The sequence below is a fragment of the Belliella aquatica genome, assembly GCF_014637795.1.
Taxonomy (GTDB): Bacteria; Bacteroidota; Bacteroidia; order Cytophagales; family Cyclobacteriaceae; genus Belliella; species Belliella aquatica.
The window spans coordinates 21,631-39,422 of sequence record NZ_BMFD01000024.1 but is presented as its reverse complement, the minus strand read 5'-3'; the positions used below and the strand labels follow the sequence as shown (position 1 = coordinate 39,422).

20 protein-coding genes are annotated in these 17,792 nt (G+C 37.3%); 9 read left to right on the top strand and 11 right to left on the bottom strand.

All coding sequences use genetic code 11. The features are described 5' to 3' along the window. Window positions 1-375: 375 nt before the first annotated feature. The gene (locus tag IEV57_RS18400) at window positions 376-672 is read left to right on the top strand and encodes a type II toxin-antitoxin system HigB family toxin (protein ID WP_188444507.1); all 297 of its coding nucleotides are present in this window, start codon (window positions 376-378) and stop codon (window positions 670-672) included. A 3-nt stretch (window positions 673-675) separates the two neighbouring features. Next, window positions 676-1,035, top strand: coding sequence for a helix-turn-helix domain-containing protein (locus tag IEV57_RS18395; RefSeq protein ID WP_188444506.1), 360 nt, complete (start codon window positions 676-678; stop codon window positions 1,033-1,035). Between the two features lie 419 nt (window positions 1,036-1,454). On the opposite strand, the gene tsf is transcribed toward IEV57_RS18395, so the two are convergent. The 5 genes from tsf to IEV57_RS18370 all read right to left on the bottom strand — a co-directional run bounded on the left by tsf (window position 1,455) and on the right by IEV57_RS18370 (window position 5,014). Continuing rightward, window positions 1,455-2,285, bottom strand: a complete 831-nt coding sequence (gene tsf, locus IEV57_RS18390; RefSeq protein WP_188444505.1) for a translation elongation factor Ts — start codon at window positions 2,283-2,285, stop codon at window positions 1,455-1,457. A gap of 164 nt (window positions 2,286-2,449) precedes the next feature. Then, window positions 2,450-3,211, bottom strand: a complete 762-nt coding sequence (gene rpsB / locus IEV57_RS18385; RefSeq protein ID WP_188444504.1) for a 30S ribosomal protein S2 — start codon at window positions 3,209-3,211, stop codon at window positions 2,450-2,452. Between the two features lie 45 nt (window positions 3,212-3,256). After that, window positions 3,257-3,643 carry a 30S ribosomal protein S9 gene (rpsI, locus tag IEV57_RS18380; RefSeq protein ID WP_014772440.1) on the bottom strand — a complete coding sequence of 129 codons (387 nt, stop codon included), beginning with the start codon at window positions 3,641-3,643 and terminating at the stop codon, window positions 3,257-3,259. Between the two features lie 12 nt (window positions 3,644-3,655). Beyond that, entirely contained in the window at window positions 3,656-4,099 is a 444-nt protein-coding gene (gene rplM / locus IEV57_RS18375; RefSeq protein WP_188444503.1) for a 50S ribosomal protein L13, read from the bottom strand. A gap of 204 nt (window positions 4,100-4,303) precedes the next feature. Further along, window positions 4,304-5,014 carry an RluA family pseudouridine synthase gene (locus tag IEV57_RS18370; RefSeq protein ID WP_188444502.1) on the bottom strand — a complete coding sequence of 237 codons (711 nt, stop codon included), beginning with the start codon at window positions 5,012-5,014 and terminating at the stop codon, window positions 4,304-4,306. Between the two features lie 509 nt (window positions 5,015-5,523). Between IEV57_RS18370 and IEV57_RS18365 the strand changes: the two genes are divergently transcribed. The 5 genes from IEV57_RS18365 to IEV57_RS18345 all read left to right on the top strand — a co-directional run bounded on the left by IEV57_RS18365 (window position 5,524) and on the right by IEV57_RS18345 (window position 8,552). Then, window positions 5,524-5,751, top strand: a complete 228-nt coding sequence (locus IEV57_RS18365; RefSeq protein ID WP_188444501.1) for a hypothetical protein — start codon at window positions 5,524-5,526, stop codon at window positions 5,749-5,751. A 53-nt stretch (window positions 5,752-5,804) separates the two neighbouring features. Next, window positions 5,805-6,851, top strand: a complete 1,047-nt coding sequence (locus tag IEV57_RS18360) for a BF3164 family lipoprotein (RefSeq protein WP_188444500.1) — start codon at window positions 5,805-5,807, stop codon at window positions 6,849-6,851. Beyond that, window positions 6,848-7,246 (top strand): hypothetical protein, encoded by a 399-nt coding sequence (locus IEV57_RS18355; RefSeq protein ID WP_188444499.1) that lies wholly within the window; start codon window positions 6,848-6,850, stop codon window positions 7,244-7,246. Before IEV57_RS18360 ends, IEV57_RS18355 begins: the two co-directional genes overlap by 4 nt. A gap of 141 nt (window positions 7,247-7,387) precedes the next feature. Next, window positions 7,388-8,191: a HipA family kinase gene (locus tag IEV57_RS18350; protein ID WP_188444498.1), complete on the top strand. Its 804-nt coding sequence runs from the start codon at window positions 7,388-7,390 to the stop codon at window positions 8,189-8,191. Beyond that, complete coding sequence (locus IEV57_RS18345; protein ID WP_188444497.1) at window positions 8,169-8,552, top strand: DUF3037 domain-containing protein; 384 nt, start codon at window positions 8,169-8,171, stop codon at window positions 8,550-8,552. The genes IEV57_RS18350 and IEV57_RS18345 overlap by 23 nt, the downstream gene beginning before the upstream one ends. Before the next feature lies 1 nt (window position 8,553). Here the strand turns inward: IEV57_RS18345 and IEV57_RS18340 are convergent, their stop codons facing one another. Next, the gene (locus tag IEV57_RS18340) at window positions 8,554-9,399 is read right to left on the bottom strand and encodes an endonuclease/exonuclease/phosphatase family protein (protein ID WP_188444496.1); all 846 of its coding nucleotides are present in this window, start codon (window positions 9,397-9,399) and stop codon (window positions 8,554-8,556) included. A gap of 79 nt (window positions 9,400-9,478) precedes the next feature. Between IEV57_RS18340 and IEV57_RS18335 the strand changes: the two genes are divergently transcribed. After that, entirely contained in the window at window positions 9,479-10,375 is an 897-nt protein-coding gene (locus IEV57_RS18335; protein WP_188444495.1) for a flavin reductase family protein, read from the top strand. A gap of 67 nt (window positions 10,376-10,442) precedes the next feature. Here the strand turns inward: IEV57_RS18335 and sppA are convergent, their stop codons facing one another. Beyond that, entirely contained in the window at window positions 10,443-12,203 is a 1,761-nt protein-coding gene (gene sppA, locus IEV57_RS18330; RefSeq protein WP_188444494.1) for a signal peptide peptidase SppA, read from the bottom strand. Between the two features lie 73 nt (window positions 12,204-12,276). Between sppA and folK the strand changes: the two genes are divergently transcribed. Continuing rightward, the gene (folK, locus tag IEV57_RS18325) at window positions 12,277-12,768 is read left to right on the top strand and encodes a 2-amino-4-hydroxy-6-hydroxymethyldihydropteridine diphosphokinase (RefSeq protein ID WP_188444493.1); all 492 of its coding nucleotides are present in this window, start codon (window positions 12,277-12,279) and stop codon (window positions 12,766-12,768) included. A 15-nt stretch (window positions 12,769-12,783) separates the two neighbouring features. Here the strand turns inward: folK and fabD are convergent, their stop codons facing one another. The 4 genes from fabD to IEV57_RS18305 form a co-directional block, all read right to left on the bottom strand. Further along, on the bottom strand, window positions 12,784-13,659 hold the full coding sequence (gene fabD, locus IEV57_RS18320) for an ACP S-malonyltransferase (RefSeq protein WP_188444492.1): 876 nt from the start codon (window positions 13,657-13,659) through the stop codon (window positions 12,784-12,786). 93 nt (window positions 13,660-13,752) lie between these two features. Further along, the gene (locus tag IEV57_RS18315) at window positions 13,753-14,382 is read right to left on the bottom strand and encodes a carbonic anhydrase family protein (protein ID WP_188444491.1); all 630 of its coding nucleotides are present in this window, start codon (window positions 14,380-14,382) and stop codon (window positions 13,753-13,755) included. A 212-nt stretch (window positions 14,383-14,594) separates the two neighbouring features. Beyond that, window positions 14,595-15,005, bottom strand: coding sequence for a thiol-disulfide oxidoreductase DCC family protein (locus IEV57_RS18310; RefSeq protein ID WP_188444490.1), 411 nt, complete (start codon window positions 15,003-15,005; stop codon window positions 14,595-14,597). Beyond that, window positions 15,002-17,779 (bottom strand): T9SS type B sorting domain-containing protein, encoded by a 2,778-nt coding sequence (locus IEV57_RS18305; RefSeq protein WP_188444489.1) that lies wholly within the window; start codon window positions 17,777-17,779, stop codon window positions 15,002-15,004. Before IEV57_RS18305 ends, IEV57_RS18310 begins: the two co-directional genes overlap by 4 nt. Between the last annotated feature and the right edge of the window lie 13 nt (window positions 17,780-17,792).

The window sequence follows — 17,792 nt, the reverse complement described above, 5'->3', positions numbered from 1 at the left end:
AAATCGCAACCTACAATCCAGTGAACCGCCGTATACGAGACCCGTACGTACGGTGGTGTGAGAGGCGAACCGTGAGCTTATGGCTCACGGCCGTCTACTCGATTACGAAGATTTTTAGTTTTTGAGGATGAAATCAATCTCGTTTCCACCCTTCCCTCGATCCCAAAGGGATCACATGTCTATAGCATAGAACATGCAACGAAGAGTACGACCCCGACGGGGTCGAATAGCCCGTCCTAGTTCTTTTTTATAAACATATGACCTCTATGAGGTCTTTTTTACGATTCAAAATCAGTACAAAAAGCATGGTAAATTAATTACATATTTTGTAACTTTGTTTTGCAATAGAGAATAATTTATTCTTATAAAAATTTAATGAGGATCGTTACTTATAAGCGAATACAGGAATTTGCAAAAAAGCATGCTGATGCTGAATTGCCATTGCGATTCTGGTATTCTACTACAAGTAAGAAAGAATGGGACTCTCTAAATGATATCAAAAAAGATTTCAATTCGGTTGATTATGTAGGGAATCATCGATTTGTTTTCAATATCAATGGAAACAATTATCGGCTGATTGCCATAATTTCATTCAATGCCAAAAAGGTTTATATCCGATTCATTGGTACACACGCAGAATATGATAAAATACAGGATATTCAAAATATTTAAAACATGATTAAATCCGAAAAAGAATATCAAGCAATCTTAAATAGAGTAGAAGAGTTACTTTCGAACCCTGATAATATAGAAAATTCAGATTCCAAAAGTTACATTGAGTTGAACTTGCTGTCTGATTTGGTAGCAGATTATGAAGAGAAATACTATCCCATTCCTACCCCAACTTTGTCAGAAGCCATAAGGTTGCGCATGCAAGAAAGAGGTTTAACGCAAAAATCTCTCTCTGAATATCTTGGAGTAAGTACTTCAAGAATCAGTGAATATTTGAATGGGAAAAGTGAGCCTACGCTTAAAATAGCCAGAGAAATCAGTAAAAAATTAGATATCGAAGCTTCTATCGTTTTGGGAGTGTAAGTTTTTTAGTTTCACGCAAAAGACGCTAATTGAAGTTTGTTAGACTTTTTAAAAAGTTTAGATTTGACAGGTTTCAAAAACCTGGCAGGTCTGAATTCCTACGAAGATTTTCAGTTTTTGAAGATGAAATCAATCTTGATTTTCACCCTTCCCTTGATCCCAAAGGGATCACATGTCTATAGCATCGAACATGCCACGAAGAGTACGACCCCGACGGGGTCGAATGGCTCGTCTTAGTTACTTTTTATAAACATATGACCTCTTCGAGATCAAACTTTCAGAGCTGAAATCCAATTTTAAATCTATTCAACCACCTTGATTACGAAGCAAGGAAATGGTAAAACAAAAAAAGCTGACCCTGCAAAGGGTCAGCTTTTTTGTCTTAAGTCTTGTGTCTTAAGTCTTATTTCTAAAAAGAATTATCCAATAGAAATTCTCTTAAATGCAGCGACAGTCATTCCTTTGCTTACGCTATCAAGGTACTGAGCGATAGTTTGGCTGCTGTCTTTTACGAATTGCTGGCTCAACAAAGTGTTTTCTTTGTAGAACTTGTTCAATTTACCCAAAGCGATTTTTTCAAGCATTTCTTCAGGCTTACCTTCTTGTCTTGCTTGGTCTTTACCCACTTCGATTTCTCTTTCTACTGTAGTAGCATCTACACCGTCCTTATCAACAGCTACTGGGTTCATAGCAGCAATTTGCATCGCTACATCTTTACCAGCTTCTTCTACGTCTGCACCGCTAGTGCTTGTTAAAGCTACCAATACACCCAATTTACCATTAGAGTGAATATAAGGAACTACAGCCTCGCCAGATACGATTTCATAATGAGAGATTTCGATTTTCTCACCAATCTTACCAGTCATTTCAATGATTTTCTCAGCAGTAGTGATGTTTTCGAATGGTAATGCCAAGATTTGCTCTACTGAAGTAGCATTGTTTGAAGTAGCAAGGTCAAGAAGTGTATTTGCAAAAGCAGAAAACTCTTCATTCTTAGCCACAAAATCAGTTTCACAAGTCAATGAAAGTAAAGTTCCAGTTTTGCTGTCAGCACTTACGTGCGTTACAATCACACCTTCTTTAGTCTCTCTGTCAGCTCTAGAAGCAGATACTTTTTGTCCTTTTTTTCTAAGGATATCAATAGCTTTTTCGAAATCTCCTTCAGCTTCGGTAAGGGCTTTTTTACAGTCCATCATACCAGCTCCGGTCATTTGTCTTAATTTATTTACTTCTTGTGCAGTAATAGCCATTTTGTAGTCAATTTATTAGATTAAACTTTTTCTATATTTTATAAATCCCCGTCATTTTGCCTTGGCTAACTGAAAGGGTTATGTAATCAAGTAGTAAAACAAAAAATTGAACATAGGGGTAAACCTGATGTTCAATCTTTTGTAATTTATTTCAAAGTAGTGGATTACTCTTTTGTCTCAGCGTCCACAGCTTTTTTTGCTTCCTCCTCTTCAGTGAGTTTAGCATCTTCCTTATCTCTCTTTCTTTCAGAAAGGCCTTCTTCGATAGCTGTGCCAAACGCTTTTACGAGCAAAGAGATTGATTTGAATGCATCATCATTGGATGGGATAGGGAAATCTACCTCGTTCGGGTTAGAGTTCGTATCTACCAATGCGAAAACAGGGATACCAAGCTTCTGTGCTTCGGCTATAGCGATGTGCTCTCTTTTGATGTCTACTACGAACAAAGCAGCAGGAAGTCTAGTCAGGTCAGCAATACCGCCCAATACAGATTCCAACTTTTCTCTTTGTCTTGTGACCATCAGACGTTCTTTCTTCGCTAAGTTCAGATAAGCTTCTTCTTTCATCAACTTGTCGATGGAAGACATTTTCTTCAAAGATTTTCTGATTGTAGCGAAGTTAGTCAACATACCACCTAACCATCTTTCAGTTACGTAAGGCATATTAAGTCTTCGAGCTTCATCGGCTACTAAGTCTTTCGCTTGCTTTTTAGTAGCTACGAACATGACTTTTTTACCTGAGCGTACGATCTGCTTGATTGCGTTGGATGCTTCGTCTAGGCAAACAAGCGTTTTGTTAAGGTCGATGATATGGATACCGTTCTTCTCCATGAAGATATACGGAGCCATTCTCGGATCCCACTTTCTAGTTAAGTGTCCAAAATGAACACCAGCATCCAGTAAGTCTTTATATTCTATTTGTGCCATTAATAAATAATATAGTTTCGATATAAAATGTAAAGAATCTTCCGATTAACGTTTCGAGAACTGGAATTTTCTTCTTGCTTTTCTACGTCCCGGCTTCTTACGTTCTACCATTCTGGAATCACGAGTTAAGAACCCTTCTTTTTTCAATGTACCTCTATGCTCTTCGTTGATTTCACAAAGTGCTCTAGCGATTGCCATTCTAGCCGCTTCTGCTTGACCTTTGATTCCACCACCGTCTACATTGATTGTGATATCATAAGTACCATCTACACCTACTAGGGCAAGAGGTTGCTTAACCACGATCTGATGCAAATCAAATGGGAAATAAGTTTCGATTGTTCTGTTATTCACAGAAATCTCACCTTTTCCTGGTTTCATGTAGATTCTAGCAACAGATGTCTTTCTTCTACCGATTGTGTTGATAATTTCCATAGTCTGCTTTGATTAGAATTTGTGTTCTTTTGGTTGTTGTGCAGCATGAGGATGTTCTGGTCCTTCATACACGAATAAGTTTCTGTACAACTGTCTTCCAAGTCTGTTCTTAGGAAGCATACCTCTTACGGCCTTCTCTACCAAGATTGGTGCAGATTTCTGCATCAATAACTTTGGAGTAGAGATTCTCTGACCTCCTGGGTATCCAGTGTGACGAACATATACTTTATCGTTCCACTTTTTACCAGTCAATCTAACCTTATCTGCATTGATGACAATTACATTGTCTCCGCAGTCTACGTGAGGAGTATAAGATGTCTTATGCTTACCTCGTAAGATTTTCGCTACCTCACTTGAGAATCTACCTAATACTGCAGCCTGGGCATCCACTACGATCCAGTTCTTTTCTACAGTTGCGGCATTCGCTGATATGGTTTTATAGCTTAATGTATCCACTGTGTAAATGTTTTATTATGAGCTTGTTAAATATATTTCACCCTCAAAAAGGGACACAAAGATAGAAGTAATTTCTTTTTAATGCAAAAGAAAGAACATTATTGCCCACATTTTCACGGCTTTACTTCAGTTTTTTTTGAAAGTTGTTGACTTTACTCTAAAAACATGCTGTAATCCAAGCTAATGAAGGCTTAAATATTTATACTATCTGTTTTTCTCCAATTGCTTGACTAAGACGTCAAAATCTTTCGGATATGGAGCAATGACCTCTATGCTTTCTCCTTTCACTCCTGTGAAATTCAATGCGTAAGCATGAAGCGATACGCGTTGCATGATAGGTTGCTCCTCTGTGTTTTTTTTGAGGTTGAATCGCCTTTTGAGTTCTGATAGGTAAAGGGGCTTTCCTCCGTATGTTTCATCTCCACAGATGGGTGACTTCAAGTAAGCCAGGTGAACCCTGATTTGATGGAGTCTTCCAGTGACCGGTTTGCATTCTATTAAGGAATGCTTGAAATAGGTCTTCACTGTTTTGAAATACGTCTGTGCCGGCTTACCATCTTTGCTGACTTTGGCGATTCCCTTATTGTTGGCGAGTAGATTTTTGTCCACCAATACATCTTTGTAATCATGGATGCCTTCTACTACTGCATGATAGATTTTATCAACTTTTCTGTCTTCAAACTGGATGGCGATATTTCGGTAGGCTACAGGATGCTTGGCTATTGCCAGGCAACCGGAAGTCTCCTTGTCCAGACGATGACACACCTGGGCATCAGGGGTGTATCCTTTGGCCAAGTCCAGAATATTCTGGGCCTCATGCCGGTCATCCAATGTCGATAAATATGGAAGCTTATTGATCACGAGGTAATCCTCATTTTCAAACAGAATAAGATCTTTAAAATCAATTTTCTTCATGCAGCTTCATTTCCCAATAAGGGCGCAAAAGTATGGAAATAAATCAAGTAGAAGAAATTTTAACAAAAGAATATTTTGGAGGAAGTTGAAAAAACTCCGTAGGAGGGAACAACATTCTAACCTTTGATTTCAATCCATTGTAAAAGATGGTGGCTGATGAGTTCAGTGTTTTAGGTACGACCTTTCTTCAGGATAATCTAATGTCGTCCATGCTTATGGGGATATTGGGCGAGGTGTGATTTTTTTTTAAACAATATTGTAAAAAAACCATATAAATGAAATTACATAAAATGAATATATACTGGCTAAAAGAGTAAATAAGAAGAAAAAAATCACATAAAAAACATATTTAATCATTATAAAAACAAAAAAATAAAGTTAGGTTGAACTTGCTTTTTAATATTGGGGGGGGTAAATTCATTCTGAAAAGTTTTCAATACCGGTTAGGATTACTTTTTAGGAGAACGGCACAGCCTTTAAATGTGTTTTTAATAATTAATTGTTTATATATGAAAAAGTTAAAATTATTTACTCTTGGAATCGCTGTATTAGGAAGCTTTTCTTTAGCGTTCACAGGTGTGGAAGACCCATCTTTAGATGACGGTGGAAGTGTTAGTCCTTTATGCGCCACTTATGCTACGGATAGTAATAGGTTCAATTGTAAAATCAGACAAACTATGTCTGAAACAACCTGTTATTTTAGTAAAGTAAAATCTGAATTTGGTGGAGTAAACTAAGTGTAAATTAATAAGGGTGCCATTATTTGCACCCTTATTTATCCATTATTAAAATGAAAAATAACATTATTATTTTGTTTACAATATTTATTGTAAGCAGTTGCCAAGAATCCAAAGAAATAAAAATCGACTACGAGAGGGTATTAAGTAATGAAATCATTCAATTAGAAAGTCTCGGTTCTCCAGTAAGGATAAAAATAGATTCTGAGAAAAGAATGATTTATTTATTGCAAAGAAGTGGGTCTGATCTTTTAAAAGTTTATGATCTAGACACATTTGAATTTATAAATTCATTTATTAAAAAAGGAGAGGGTCCTAACGAACAGATTATCGGATGGACACTTCAATTAGACACTAAAAATAAATTGATTTACTCAACCGATCCAATCAAAAAAAGACTTTTTGCCTATTCGATGGATTCTGTCGAATTGGGAAAAGCTAGTTTTTGGCCTTCTTTTGATATTGACTTAAGAAATATTGGTCCAGAAAAACCTTTAGTTATTGATGACGATTTGCTTATAGATTTCCGAAAGAACTATCAGTCAAAGGATAGCTATTCCTACAATTTGATAAACTTCAGTGGAGAACTCGTTAATACATTAGGGAAGTACCCAGAAACGCAAATCAAAGTAGACAATTTTCAACAATCTGAGGCGTTTTCTGGTGAATTTAATGTTTCAAAAAACGGAAAATTTATAATCCGTTCTTTTCTTTTCTCTGATAGGATAGAAAAGCTTGATTTTGAAGGTAATATTATAAATTCATATGTAGGCCCAACTCAATTTGAACCTCAGTTTTCCACAAAAGACTTAGGGGGAGGCTCTTCAAGAGTGGTCCCAGTTTCAGGATCATTAATAGGGTTTAGTAATCAGCCTGCAATTGGAAATGATGAGCTTTATATTTTATATGATGGGAAAGAGTTTTATAGAAATGATGAAGAAAGTAATTTGCTTTTTAATTTTGATTCAGACTTGAATCTCAAACAAATTATTTATTTAGATCAAAGGATTTTGGATTTCGATATTGATTGGACCAATAATACTCTGTTCGGTTTTTCTAGCGATGTTGAGGGAGGTTTAGTTAAATATAAATTGAAATGAAAAAAATTGCTTTATTAATGTTCGTAGTCTTTACTCAAGCATGTTCTACTAAAGCTTCAAAAAATGACTCTGTTTATTTAAAATTGATGTTGCTATTAGAAGAACATAAACTTGATCTCCAATTGACCAATAATAACATTATATATTATTTCGATGGTGACTGTTCTTTTTGTATCGACAAATTGAAACAGCTAAATGAAAAATATGATGAGAAGTTACTAGCAATAGCTCATGTAGGAGATTTAATAGTTTTTAATTATATGATAAAGGAAAATACACCTAATCTTCAAAATCGATTAATTGTTGTCGAAAATGATAAGTTTGATAAAATTTTACTTTTGAACAGTGTTTATATTGTAAATAAAGAAGAAGATCAAATTACCAGACTTGAATAATTGAATTTAAATTTTATAAATAGATCATGATTCTTTGTCATTAATTATGCCGTTGGTATTTTAAATTCGAAAATTTCATTTTTCCTTTATCCTTGGCATTTACACTTTTATTTTACCTTTGGGATAGGAAAAATCTAACGAATGAACAATCAAATACTCAATTCAAAACTTCGCACCGTCAATGTCATGCGCTATGTCATGCCATTGCGGGAAGGCGGTTCTTTGCCTGCATTGGCTGATGCGGATGATGGATTTAGCTATGTGTTGAAGTTTAGGGGAGCAGGACAACGTGAAAAAGCACTGATCGCTGAATTGCTTGGGGGAGAAATCGCCAGATTGCTCGGCTTCAAAGTACCGGAGTTGGTTTTTGCGAATTTGGATGAAGCTTTTGGGAGATCAGAAGGTGATGAGGAAATTCAGGATTTGCTCAAGGGAAGTCAGGGATTGAATCTGGCACTACATTTTTTATCCAAAGCTTTGACTTTTGATCCTGGTGCTACACAGGTTGATTCGCTATTGGCTTCCAAGATTGTTTGGTTAGATGCATACATCACCAATGTAGATCGAACTTTCCGAAATACGAATATGCTGATTTGGAATAGAGAACTTTGGCTGATCGATCATGGGGCTTCTTTCCTTTTCCATCATTCTTGGGACAATTGGCAAAAGCATGCAGAAGGCCCATTTCCTACGATCAAAACACACGTCTTACTTCCTTATGCAAGTGAATTGGAAGCAATTGATGTGGAATTTAAGAAAATCCTAACTCCTGCGGCTATCCGGACAATCATTGACTTGATCCCTGATGAATGGATCTTGGCTTCTAGAGATGTGGAAGATGCAGAAGAAGGAAGGGCGATCTATGAATCGTTTTTATTAAAGAGATTAGAATTTTCAGGAGTATTTATAAAAGAAGCGGAAGATGCAAGGAAAGCACTTATATGAATATGCCATTCTGAGAGTTGTGCCCAGGGTAGAACGGGAGGAATTTATCAATGTGGGTGTATTGCTCTGCTCCAAGAATGGAAATTTCTTGAAATGTAAAGTCAATTTAGATATTTCTAAACTTAAGACTTTGGATCCTGATGCAGATGTGCAGCTAATAGAAAATTATCTCGAATCCTTAGACCAAATCTGCCAAGGCAAAGCAAATGGTAGCCCCATCTCCCAACAAGATGCGCCTTCAAGATTCCGCTGGCTTACAGCTAACAGAAGTTCTATGATTCAAACTTCCCGACCACATGGCGGATTTTCGGATAATTTAGACGCGACTTTGGAAGAGCTATTTCAGCTATTTGTTCAGTAGTCTATTGATTTGCAGAAAAAGAAACCTCGATCATCACAGGAAAATGATCGGAAGGGTATTTCAGTCCATAATTGTCAGTCAAAATGCCATATCGAATTACTTCGATTCCTTGGTTCACAAAAATATAATCGATAATTCTTTCAGGTTTTTTCTCCCAATTGAAACCATTGAAGGTCCCGATCGCTCCAAATGGAGTGCTTTGACTTAGGTTTTTACTGTCATTGAAATCGCTTTTCACGATGATTTCATAAGCTTTATTGTCTTTCTCTACATTGAAATCACCCATCAGGATCACAGGGGTGTTTTCAACATTGATAGATTTGATTTTATCTAAAACTAATTTGCTACTTTCCTCTCTTGCTTTTTGGCCAACATGATCATAGTGGATATTGAAAACATGGAATTGCTGACCATCTTTATCTTCGAATTTCCCATAAGTACATATCCGATTGAGTGCTGCATCCCAACCTTTTGAAGCTTTATCAGGAGTCGGTGAAAGCCAAAAGGTATTGCTTTCTATTAAAGTGAATTTTTTTGGATTATAAAAAATCGCAGAAAACTCTCCTTTGATCCCATCTTCCTCTCTGCTTTGTCCGATATAGGGATATTTTAAAGTACTGCTAATTTCATCTAATTGATTTTTCATACCCTCTTGGGTACCGATGAGATCCATTTTATGAAATTGCATGAGATTGATCAAATGGCTTGACCTGTCTTTCCAGAGATTTTCTGAATCATTGAGGTCGTCAAACTTTATGTTATAAGTTGCGAATTGGTAACTTTGTCCTATACTGACTTCACCTAGAGTAAGTGTGATCAGGAAAATAAAAAAGAATTTTGCTTTCATAGTCGTGAATTGTAAAAGTGAAAATAAGGTTTATTTGAAATCTTAAATTAAAAATAAAAACAATAAATACCACCCAAATATGATTATTGATCCCAGTAATGTTTCCTCAGCTGACTTTCAGGCTTATCTTCAAGGTGCTGTGGCTCCAAGACCTATCGCTTTTGCAAGCACAGTAGATAAAAGTGGCAAAGTCAACCTCAGTCCATTTAGCTACTTCAATGTTTTTAGCTCTAATCCTCCGATTTTGGTTTTTTCACCATCCCGAAGGGTAAGGGACAATACCACAAAGCATACTCTTGAAAATGTACACGAAGTCAAAGAAGTGGTTATCAATATCGTGGATTTTTCGATCGTCGAACAGATGTCATTGTCAAGTACAGAATATGATAAGGGCGTCAATGAATTTATAAAAGCTGGATTGACATCGGAGAAATCTCTGAAAGTCTCTCCTCCAAGAGTCAAAGAATCCCCCGCTGCTTTTGAATGTATTGTAAAGGATATTATTTCTCTTGGTGATGAAGGTGGAGCAGGAAATCTGATTGTCTGCGAAGTGATTATGGCGCATATATCGGATTCTATTTTAGATAAAAGTGGACAAATCGATCCTTTTAAATTAGATGCGGTGTCAAGAATGGGAGGAAATTGGTATTGTAGAGCCAATGGAGGAGCACTTTTCGAAATTCCAAAGCCAATTAGAAATAAAGGGATCGGTGTAGATCAGATCCCGAGTATCATCCGAAATAGTATTGTCTTAACAGGAAATAACCTTGGGCGCTTAGGGAATATTGAAAAAATCCCAACAAATGACGAGGTTTTGGAATATGGTGATCGTCCCGAAATCGTGGAAATGAAAATCAGATTTCAAAATGACCAAGAAAGTCTTGCCTTTCATTTGCATGAACATGCTAAGGCGCTTTTGGAGGATGGGAATGTGGAAGATGCATGGAAAGTTTTGTTGCAGTTTCCAACAGCTTAAATTAGCATAAAACAAAAAAGAGAGCCTCGGCTCTCTTTTTTGTTTTACTATGTATTCTGATTAATACCTATTCAATCACCAAGTCATATGGCATTCTAAGCATTACTCCTTCGTATTTTTTGATGTTCTCAAGTTCGTTGAAAACTGGATAAAAAGAGCCTAGTTTAGATTTCATATATCTCGTCTGAACGTCATTGGTGAGGTCAGCCATCAATTTTTCAAACCATGGTTTTACTTGTGGATAATACACGACTTTGTAGTCCTCTTCTACACCTGCTTTGGTAGCAGCAATTTCTACAGCGTTTTCCAAACCACCCAAGACATCAACCAAACCATTCTCTTTTGCCTGAATACCTGACCAAACTCTTCCTGAAGCCACTGCAAGCACTTCATCTTTACTCATGTTTCTTCCATCCGCTACTCTTGAGATAAAAGTGTCATAACCATCTTCAATGTTATTTTGGAAAATAGATTTCTCAACATCAGTTAATTTTCTAGTGAAGCTCAAGAAGTCTGATAATTCACCAGTCTTTACTACATCTGTTGTAAGTCCTAGTTTGTTTTTCATCAATCCTTCTGCATTGAACCATAAACCGAAGATTCCGATAGATCCTGTAATCGTATTTGGCTGCGCCACAATGGTGTCAGCAGGTGCGGAAATGTAGTATCCTCCTGATGCAGCATATTCTCCCATTGAGGCAATTATAGGCTTTACTTTTTTGGCTTCTTCGAGTGCTCTCCACATTACTTCTGAGGCCAAAGCAGATCCTCCTGGAGAATTTACGCGTACCACTATTGCTTTTACACTTTCGTCTTTTTTTGCTCTGTTAACTTCTTTTACAAAAGACTCAGAAGCAATCACGCCCTCCGCTGAACCGCTGACAATTTCGCCTTGTGCGATGATCACAGCAATTTTATTCTTTGAAAGAATGTTCTTTGTTTTCGCGTCTTTATTGATTCTAGTGACATTGATGGTGTTGATGTCAGCATCTTCTTCTAGACCAAGTTTTTCTCTTATAAGATCTTTTACTTGATCTTCATACCAAAGCCCATCTACTAAGTTCAATTCCAAAGCATCACTATTCTTACGAGCGAGCATTTGGCTGTTGATTTCTTTGGCTCTCTCCAAATCTATTGACCTACTTTCAGCTACTTTCGCAACTGCAAAATCATTCAAATCATTTAGAAATACAGATGTCTGAAGTCTGTTTTCATCGCTCATCTTATCTAGCAAAAATGGCTCAACTGCACTTTTGAATTCTCCAACTCTGAAGACTACTGGTTCAATTTCTAATTTCTCAAATAGACCTTTGAAGAAGATTACCTCTGAGGCAATGCCATTGAATTCCATACCACCAAGAGGATTGAGATAGACTTCATCTGCCGCCGAACTCAAGAAATATCCTCCCTCGGAATAAAGCTCACTGTAAGAAATGATAAATTTACCTGACTCTTTAAAAGCAATCAATTCTTCGCGAAGTTCATGAAGCATGGCCTGCCCTGCAGAAACCATTCCTGCCTGAAGATAAATGCCTTTTACATTTTCATTTTTTGCAGCTTCACCGATTGCTTTTTTCAAATTCACAAGACCGACAGAAGCAACTCCTCCAAAACCTGGAAGCGTGCTGAGATCAAAATCATCTTCACTTGTTCTTTCTACAATAACTCTTCCTTCAAGGTTAAGCACTAGCACAGTATTTTCCTTGATTTTTACCTCACTGTCAGACGATGCTGCAATAGCGATGATTCCTGCTAGAATAAAAAAACTAATGACAGAAAACACCAAAAGTCCAACGATAACAGCTAAAACATTTCCTAGAAATTTCATATTTATTTTAAATTAAGTTCCTAAAATAGCGCTTTTTTCTTTATTGTTATATTCTGAAATAGAGAAAAGAAAAATGCGACAGATTATTTTGATAATTGGCGGCAATATAGGTGATAGGTTGAGTTTAATCACACAAGCAAAGCAACTTTTGGATGAGAAAATCGGGAAAGTAAGCCTAATTTCCTCCTTGTACGAAACTGAGGCTTGGGGTGGTGTCTCTAAAGGAAACTACCTCAATCAAATCTTAATCTTGGAATCTGAGCTGTCGGCTGAGGAAGTACTCGATAAAGCTTTACAGATCGAGAAGATATTAGGAAGGCAAAGGGATATCAAATGGGGAAATCGAACGATGGATATTGATATTCTTTATTATGGTGACCAAATAATTGATACTCCTAATCTAAAGATTCCGCATCCATACCTTCACTTAAGAAGGTTTGTTCTCGAGCCGCTTGCTGAGATTGTGCCCGATTTTATTCATCCGATTTTGAAATTAACATCCACAGCACTTTTGAAAAATTGCGAAGATGATTCAATTGTAAAAATAATAGGAGAAAAGCCCTGATTGAGGGCTTTTCTATCAAATACTAGAAACTTCAGCTTCTTTATGGATCTTTTTAACTAGCCCTTGAAGAACTTTTCCGGGACCGCACTCTATAAATTCAGTAGCACCATCTGCTACCATTTGTTGAACGGATTGCGTCCATTTCACTGGTGCTGTCAGTTGCGCGATAAGGTTTTTCTTGATTTCATTTACATCTGAAACTCCTGTGGTGCTCACATTTTGGTAAACAGGACACGAAGGCGAGTTGAAAGTTGTGTTTTCAATGGCAGACTGCAATTTCTCTCTTGCAGGTTCCATCAAAGGTGAGTGAAATGCACCTCCAACGGGCAGTGGTAAAGCTCTCTTAGCTCCCGCTTCTTTCATTTTTTCACAGGCAATTTCTATACCTTTATTCGAACCAGAAATAACCAATTGTCCTGGACAATTATAATTGGCAGCTACAACAATCTCTTCACTGATAGATGCACAGATTTCTTCTACTTTCTGATCCTCCAATCCCAAGATAGCAGCCATCCCCGAAGGATTGATTTCACAGGCTTCTTGCATAGCCAATGCTCTTTGATAGACCAATTTCAAGGCATCTTCAAAAGCCAAAGTGCCATTGGCAACTAAAGCAGAAAACTCCCCAAGAGAATGTCCTGCAACCATATCCGGATTGAAATTAGCTGAAGTTTTAGCTAAAATTACTGAATGTAGAAATATAGCTGGCTGAGTAACTTTCGTTTGTTTAAGTTCTTCGTCCGAGCCCGAAAACATAATGTCTGTTATTCTAAATCCTAAAATATCGTTGGCTTTTTCAAAAAGCTCTTTTGCTAGTTCATTATTGTCATATAGGTCTTTTCCCATTCCTGGAAATTGGGCGCCTTGGCCTGGAAAAACGTATGCTTTCATGCTTTTAGGGTTATAATACAATTGATTTATTTGCAAATATATTAAAAAAAGAAGCCCTTTAGAGGCTTCTTGCGCTGTTAGTTCAGTGAAGATTTAATCTTCGAAGAAAATCACCTCTCCACTTTCCACATTATATACGCCACCAACGAGCTTAACCTTTCCCTCATTGATAAAGTCCATGATAATGTCACTTCGTTCTTTAATTTCTTCTAGTGCATGAATTACATTGAGTTCTGTCACATTGTTGACAAAAATTTCATTTGAACCAGATCTGTTTTCTTTTGAAGTAGACGTTTCTTTGTCTATGGCTGGTTTGATTTTATGAAGAAGTGCAGTAATATTTCCATCCCTCACATGGTTACATGCGCTGGTGATTGCGCCACACTTCGAATGACCCAGCACAACAATCAGTTTAGAACCTGCATACTTGATAGCATATTCCATACTTCCGAGAATATCTTCATTGACTATATTCCCTGCCACTCTCGCACTAAATACATCACCTAAACCTTGATCAAAAATCAACTCCACAGATGTTCTTGAATCGATACAGCTTAATATCATTGCAAATGGGAATTGACCATCTGAAGTCTCGTTGACTTGATTCAATAAGTTTCTATTCGCTCGCAAATTGCCGACAAATCTTTGATTCCCTTCTTTGAGGAAATCCAACGCTTCTTGCGGAGTAAGTTCTGATTGTGATTTCTTAGTGTGAGTTCTCATAATTCAATGATTGTTTTGCTACCGAAAAAGAATTTTTTAAGATAGGGAATGGGTTCTTGAAAATGTCAATTGAGTTTTTTATTCATCCGCTTTCTTACCAGTAGCCAAATAAAATAACCTAAAATTATATTTGAATTGCTTTGACTCTTTTGTGTCTAGTACTGATGCCTTTGCTGATGATCTTTTTAAGGTTTTTTTACTACGCGTACTGCCTAAGAAATAAATTTTTCTCTTTCCTCTGGAGAAGGTAGTCGACAGGTTTCTTTTTTTCCAAACCATTTATATCGATTTTCCCCAATCCAATCATAAATCTTATCTCTCACTGATACTGGTAAAAAAATACCAATATAGAAAATTTGCCAACCTCTACCTAGTTTTCGGGCTATTTTGAGCGCAGCTTCACTTTTGTAGAAAATTTGGTCACCTTGGATTAAAACAAGCGAATCCAAATAATCTTCATTAATCGAGTAGGTTTTCAAAATATCTTTCACCTGAGGGTCTTGGAGTGCTCCTACTTTAAAATCATCATTCTTATCTCTTCTTATTATGAAATCTACAGCTTGGTTGCAGAGGTTGCATATCCCGTCAAAGAGCACTAGATCATACTTGTCCTGAATTCTCATCGAATTATTTGAATAGTTCCCTTCAGTTTTTGTTCTTGAAGTTCTGGAGCAAATGCGTCAAACCTGACAACAGCATTGTAGAAATAGGTGCCTGCAGGAAGATCTTTTCCGTTTTTGTCAGTTCCATCCCATCTTATGAAAATATCATTTTCGCTTGCACTGAGACTGTTGTAGCTGAATACTTCAACACCCCATCTGTTTACAATGAAAATTTCTACACCCTCTACGAATCTTGGACATTTCGGGAAAGGATTGTCAAAAGCCATAAATGTATCATTCGCCCCATCACCATTCGGCGTAAATGCATTCGGTAATTCATAAAACGGACAATTATCTACACATACGATGTTACTTGGCTCACTTTCATTTCCAGATCTATCCACTGCCGTAATGTAATAGCAACCTTTGTAAGTAGGTAGGTTTTGTATTCTCGCAGTGTTGTTAATGGCAGAATAGGTTTCTATTAAGACAAATTCTGCATCTTCTCCACCTTCACTGAAGTACAATCTATAACTACTCAATTCATCATCACATTCTCCTGAGAAATCTCCTTCCCAACTTAAGTCATGGACAAAGGAATTGAATCCACATGATTTATCTGCTAGGAACTCAGCACACTCAGGTCCCTCAAATGTTAATACCGGTGGACAAGGCAGTCTATCATCGTCAGGTCTTGCGCAGATGATTTGACTTTTATTTTCCAGTGGATAGGTAAGTAAATCCACATTGTAGGATCCTTTTGTAATGACATAATAGCAGTACTCTATTTCTTTTTGAAGGGGAACACCATTGTGGCTCCCGTCATCAAAATAAGTGAATCCCGAAGTAGTGACATTTACCTCTGCTATGAGGGTAAAATTGTCCTCATCCTGTGCAGCAGGGTCTGTCCTATTGCGATATACTTCATGGGTAAATTCAGGATCTGCATTGTTCCAAGGAACATCAAACTCCCAATTCAGTTCTATCGCCTCATTGATAATTACAGGTTCTAATCTGACGGAAGAAGCCATACTCGAACTGTCAATCGTCGTGTTTCCTTCTCTAAGGATGACTCTGTAATTGTATACCAGATTTTCAGTATTCAAATTAGTATCTGTAAATAAAGTATCTGAGGTAGTTAGAATGGATTCTCTGCTCTGATTCCCCATGAATCCCACACTTCTGATAAGCTCATAAGTGAATGGACCTGGGAATTGGTCTCGGTCAATATCGTAAGGAGGTGTCCACTTAATAAATATTTCGCCATTTTCAGCATCTGTTTCTTCTACACTTACATTGGTGATCAAAGGCACATCAACGTCAATCGTAACACAGAATTCCTCAGAAACAATACTTTCTCCTAGTCTTGGCGTAGGGAAAGCAGCAACCAATCGATAGCAATATGTATTGCCAGGGGCAAGTCCATTTTGATTATTGGTATCCAAAAAGTTGAAGGTCCCCATGTCAGTAGTTCCTACCAATTCATAACCAGCTCTAATTCCAGTTTCACAAGAGTCAGGTTCATAAGGATCACTATTCAGCCTTCTCCAAACTTGCATGGTTTCAGCAGAATTCGCACAAGAGTATGGGTCCCAATTGATTTCCGCCGACCTGCCTTGCTCCTGTTCAATTCCATTGATGACAGGAGGTGGACCAATAACTTTAATATTCCATGTTTTGATATCTACTAATGCAGGACCGGAACTTGGTTGATCTGTTATTCGAACACGGACTTGATATTCCCTTTCTCTTACATGACTACATACGGTCTGCCAATTGAAATTCACAATTCCCGGACTTGGTTGAAACACAGATTCAGGATTGTAAGAAGCAGGAGAGGAGGTGATTTCTATTGGATCACCAAAGACTTCTATCTTAATAGGATCGCCATCAGGGTCACTTCCTTGGATGATTTCTTCAATATTCGTCCCTGCTACCACACAAAGATCCTCAGGTAAGAGTAACTCAGGCCTTTGGTTGTTGGTGTTTTCAATGATTATCTGCATATCTCTAACGACATATCCAATCAACCTGAATTCACCATCAATTTTTCTATATTCTTCAATTCTAAAGGCAACATTATATTGGCCAGCAAGTCCAGGCGCATCCCAAATCAAGTCTCCTGTCAATGGATCGAGCGTCAAGAAAGGAGGCGTGCCTCCATCTTCTCTATTGAAGCTAAATTCTGAACTAGCAGGATCTCTGTAGTTATTTACTGCTCTTTGGAAATCTTGCTTTGGGATATCCATACTGTAAGCCAAACTGTCTCCGTCAGGGTCATATGCACCAGGATTATGAATATAGCGGATATTAACCCCACCGTTATCTACAGGAGGGATAGTCAATACAGGAGAATTATTTACACCTAAAAATGGATCAATTCTAATCATCGTTTCCACATAAAATGGTGTGTCAACGGAATTATCCATATTCAAAGTGTTATCGTTTCTGTTGAATTCCTTAAACCAAATGGTGTATTGCCCTGGCCCTTGAAAAGTATGGGTTACAACAAAAGTATTTTTCTCTATTTGATTACCTAATGGTTCTACAAGGACAATATCACTTTCCGTATTCAAGGTAACTTCCCTTCCATCTCCAAAATTAATTCTGCCAGGTCCAAAAACTACATTAGATCTTGTATCAGTGTAACCTACCACGGTTATTCTATAAGTCAAAGTTTGAGTAGAAACTCTTTCGGCAATGATTTCACCAGCTCTGATATGAGTAGCAGCGACTTGATTGAGGCTAGCGAGCAACAGAGAGATGGTAATTAAAAGTAAATATCTGATTTTCATGGATGTCTAACTT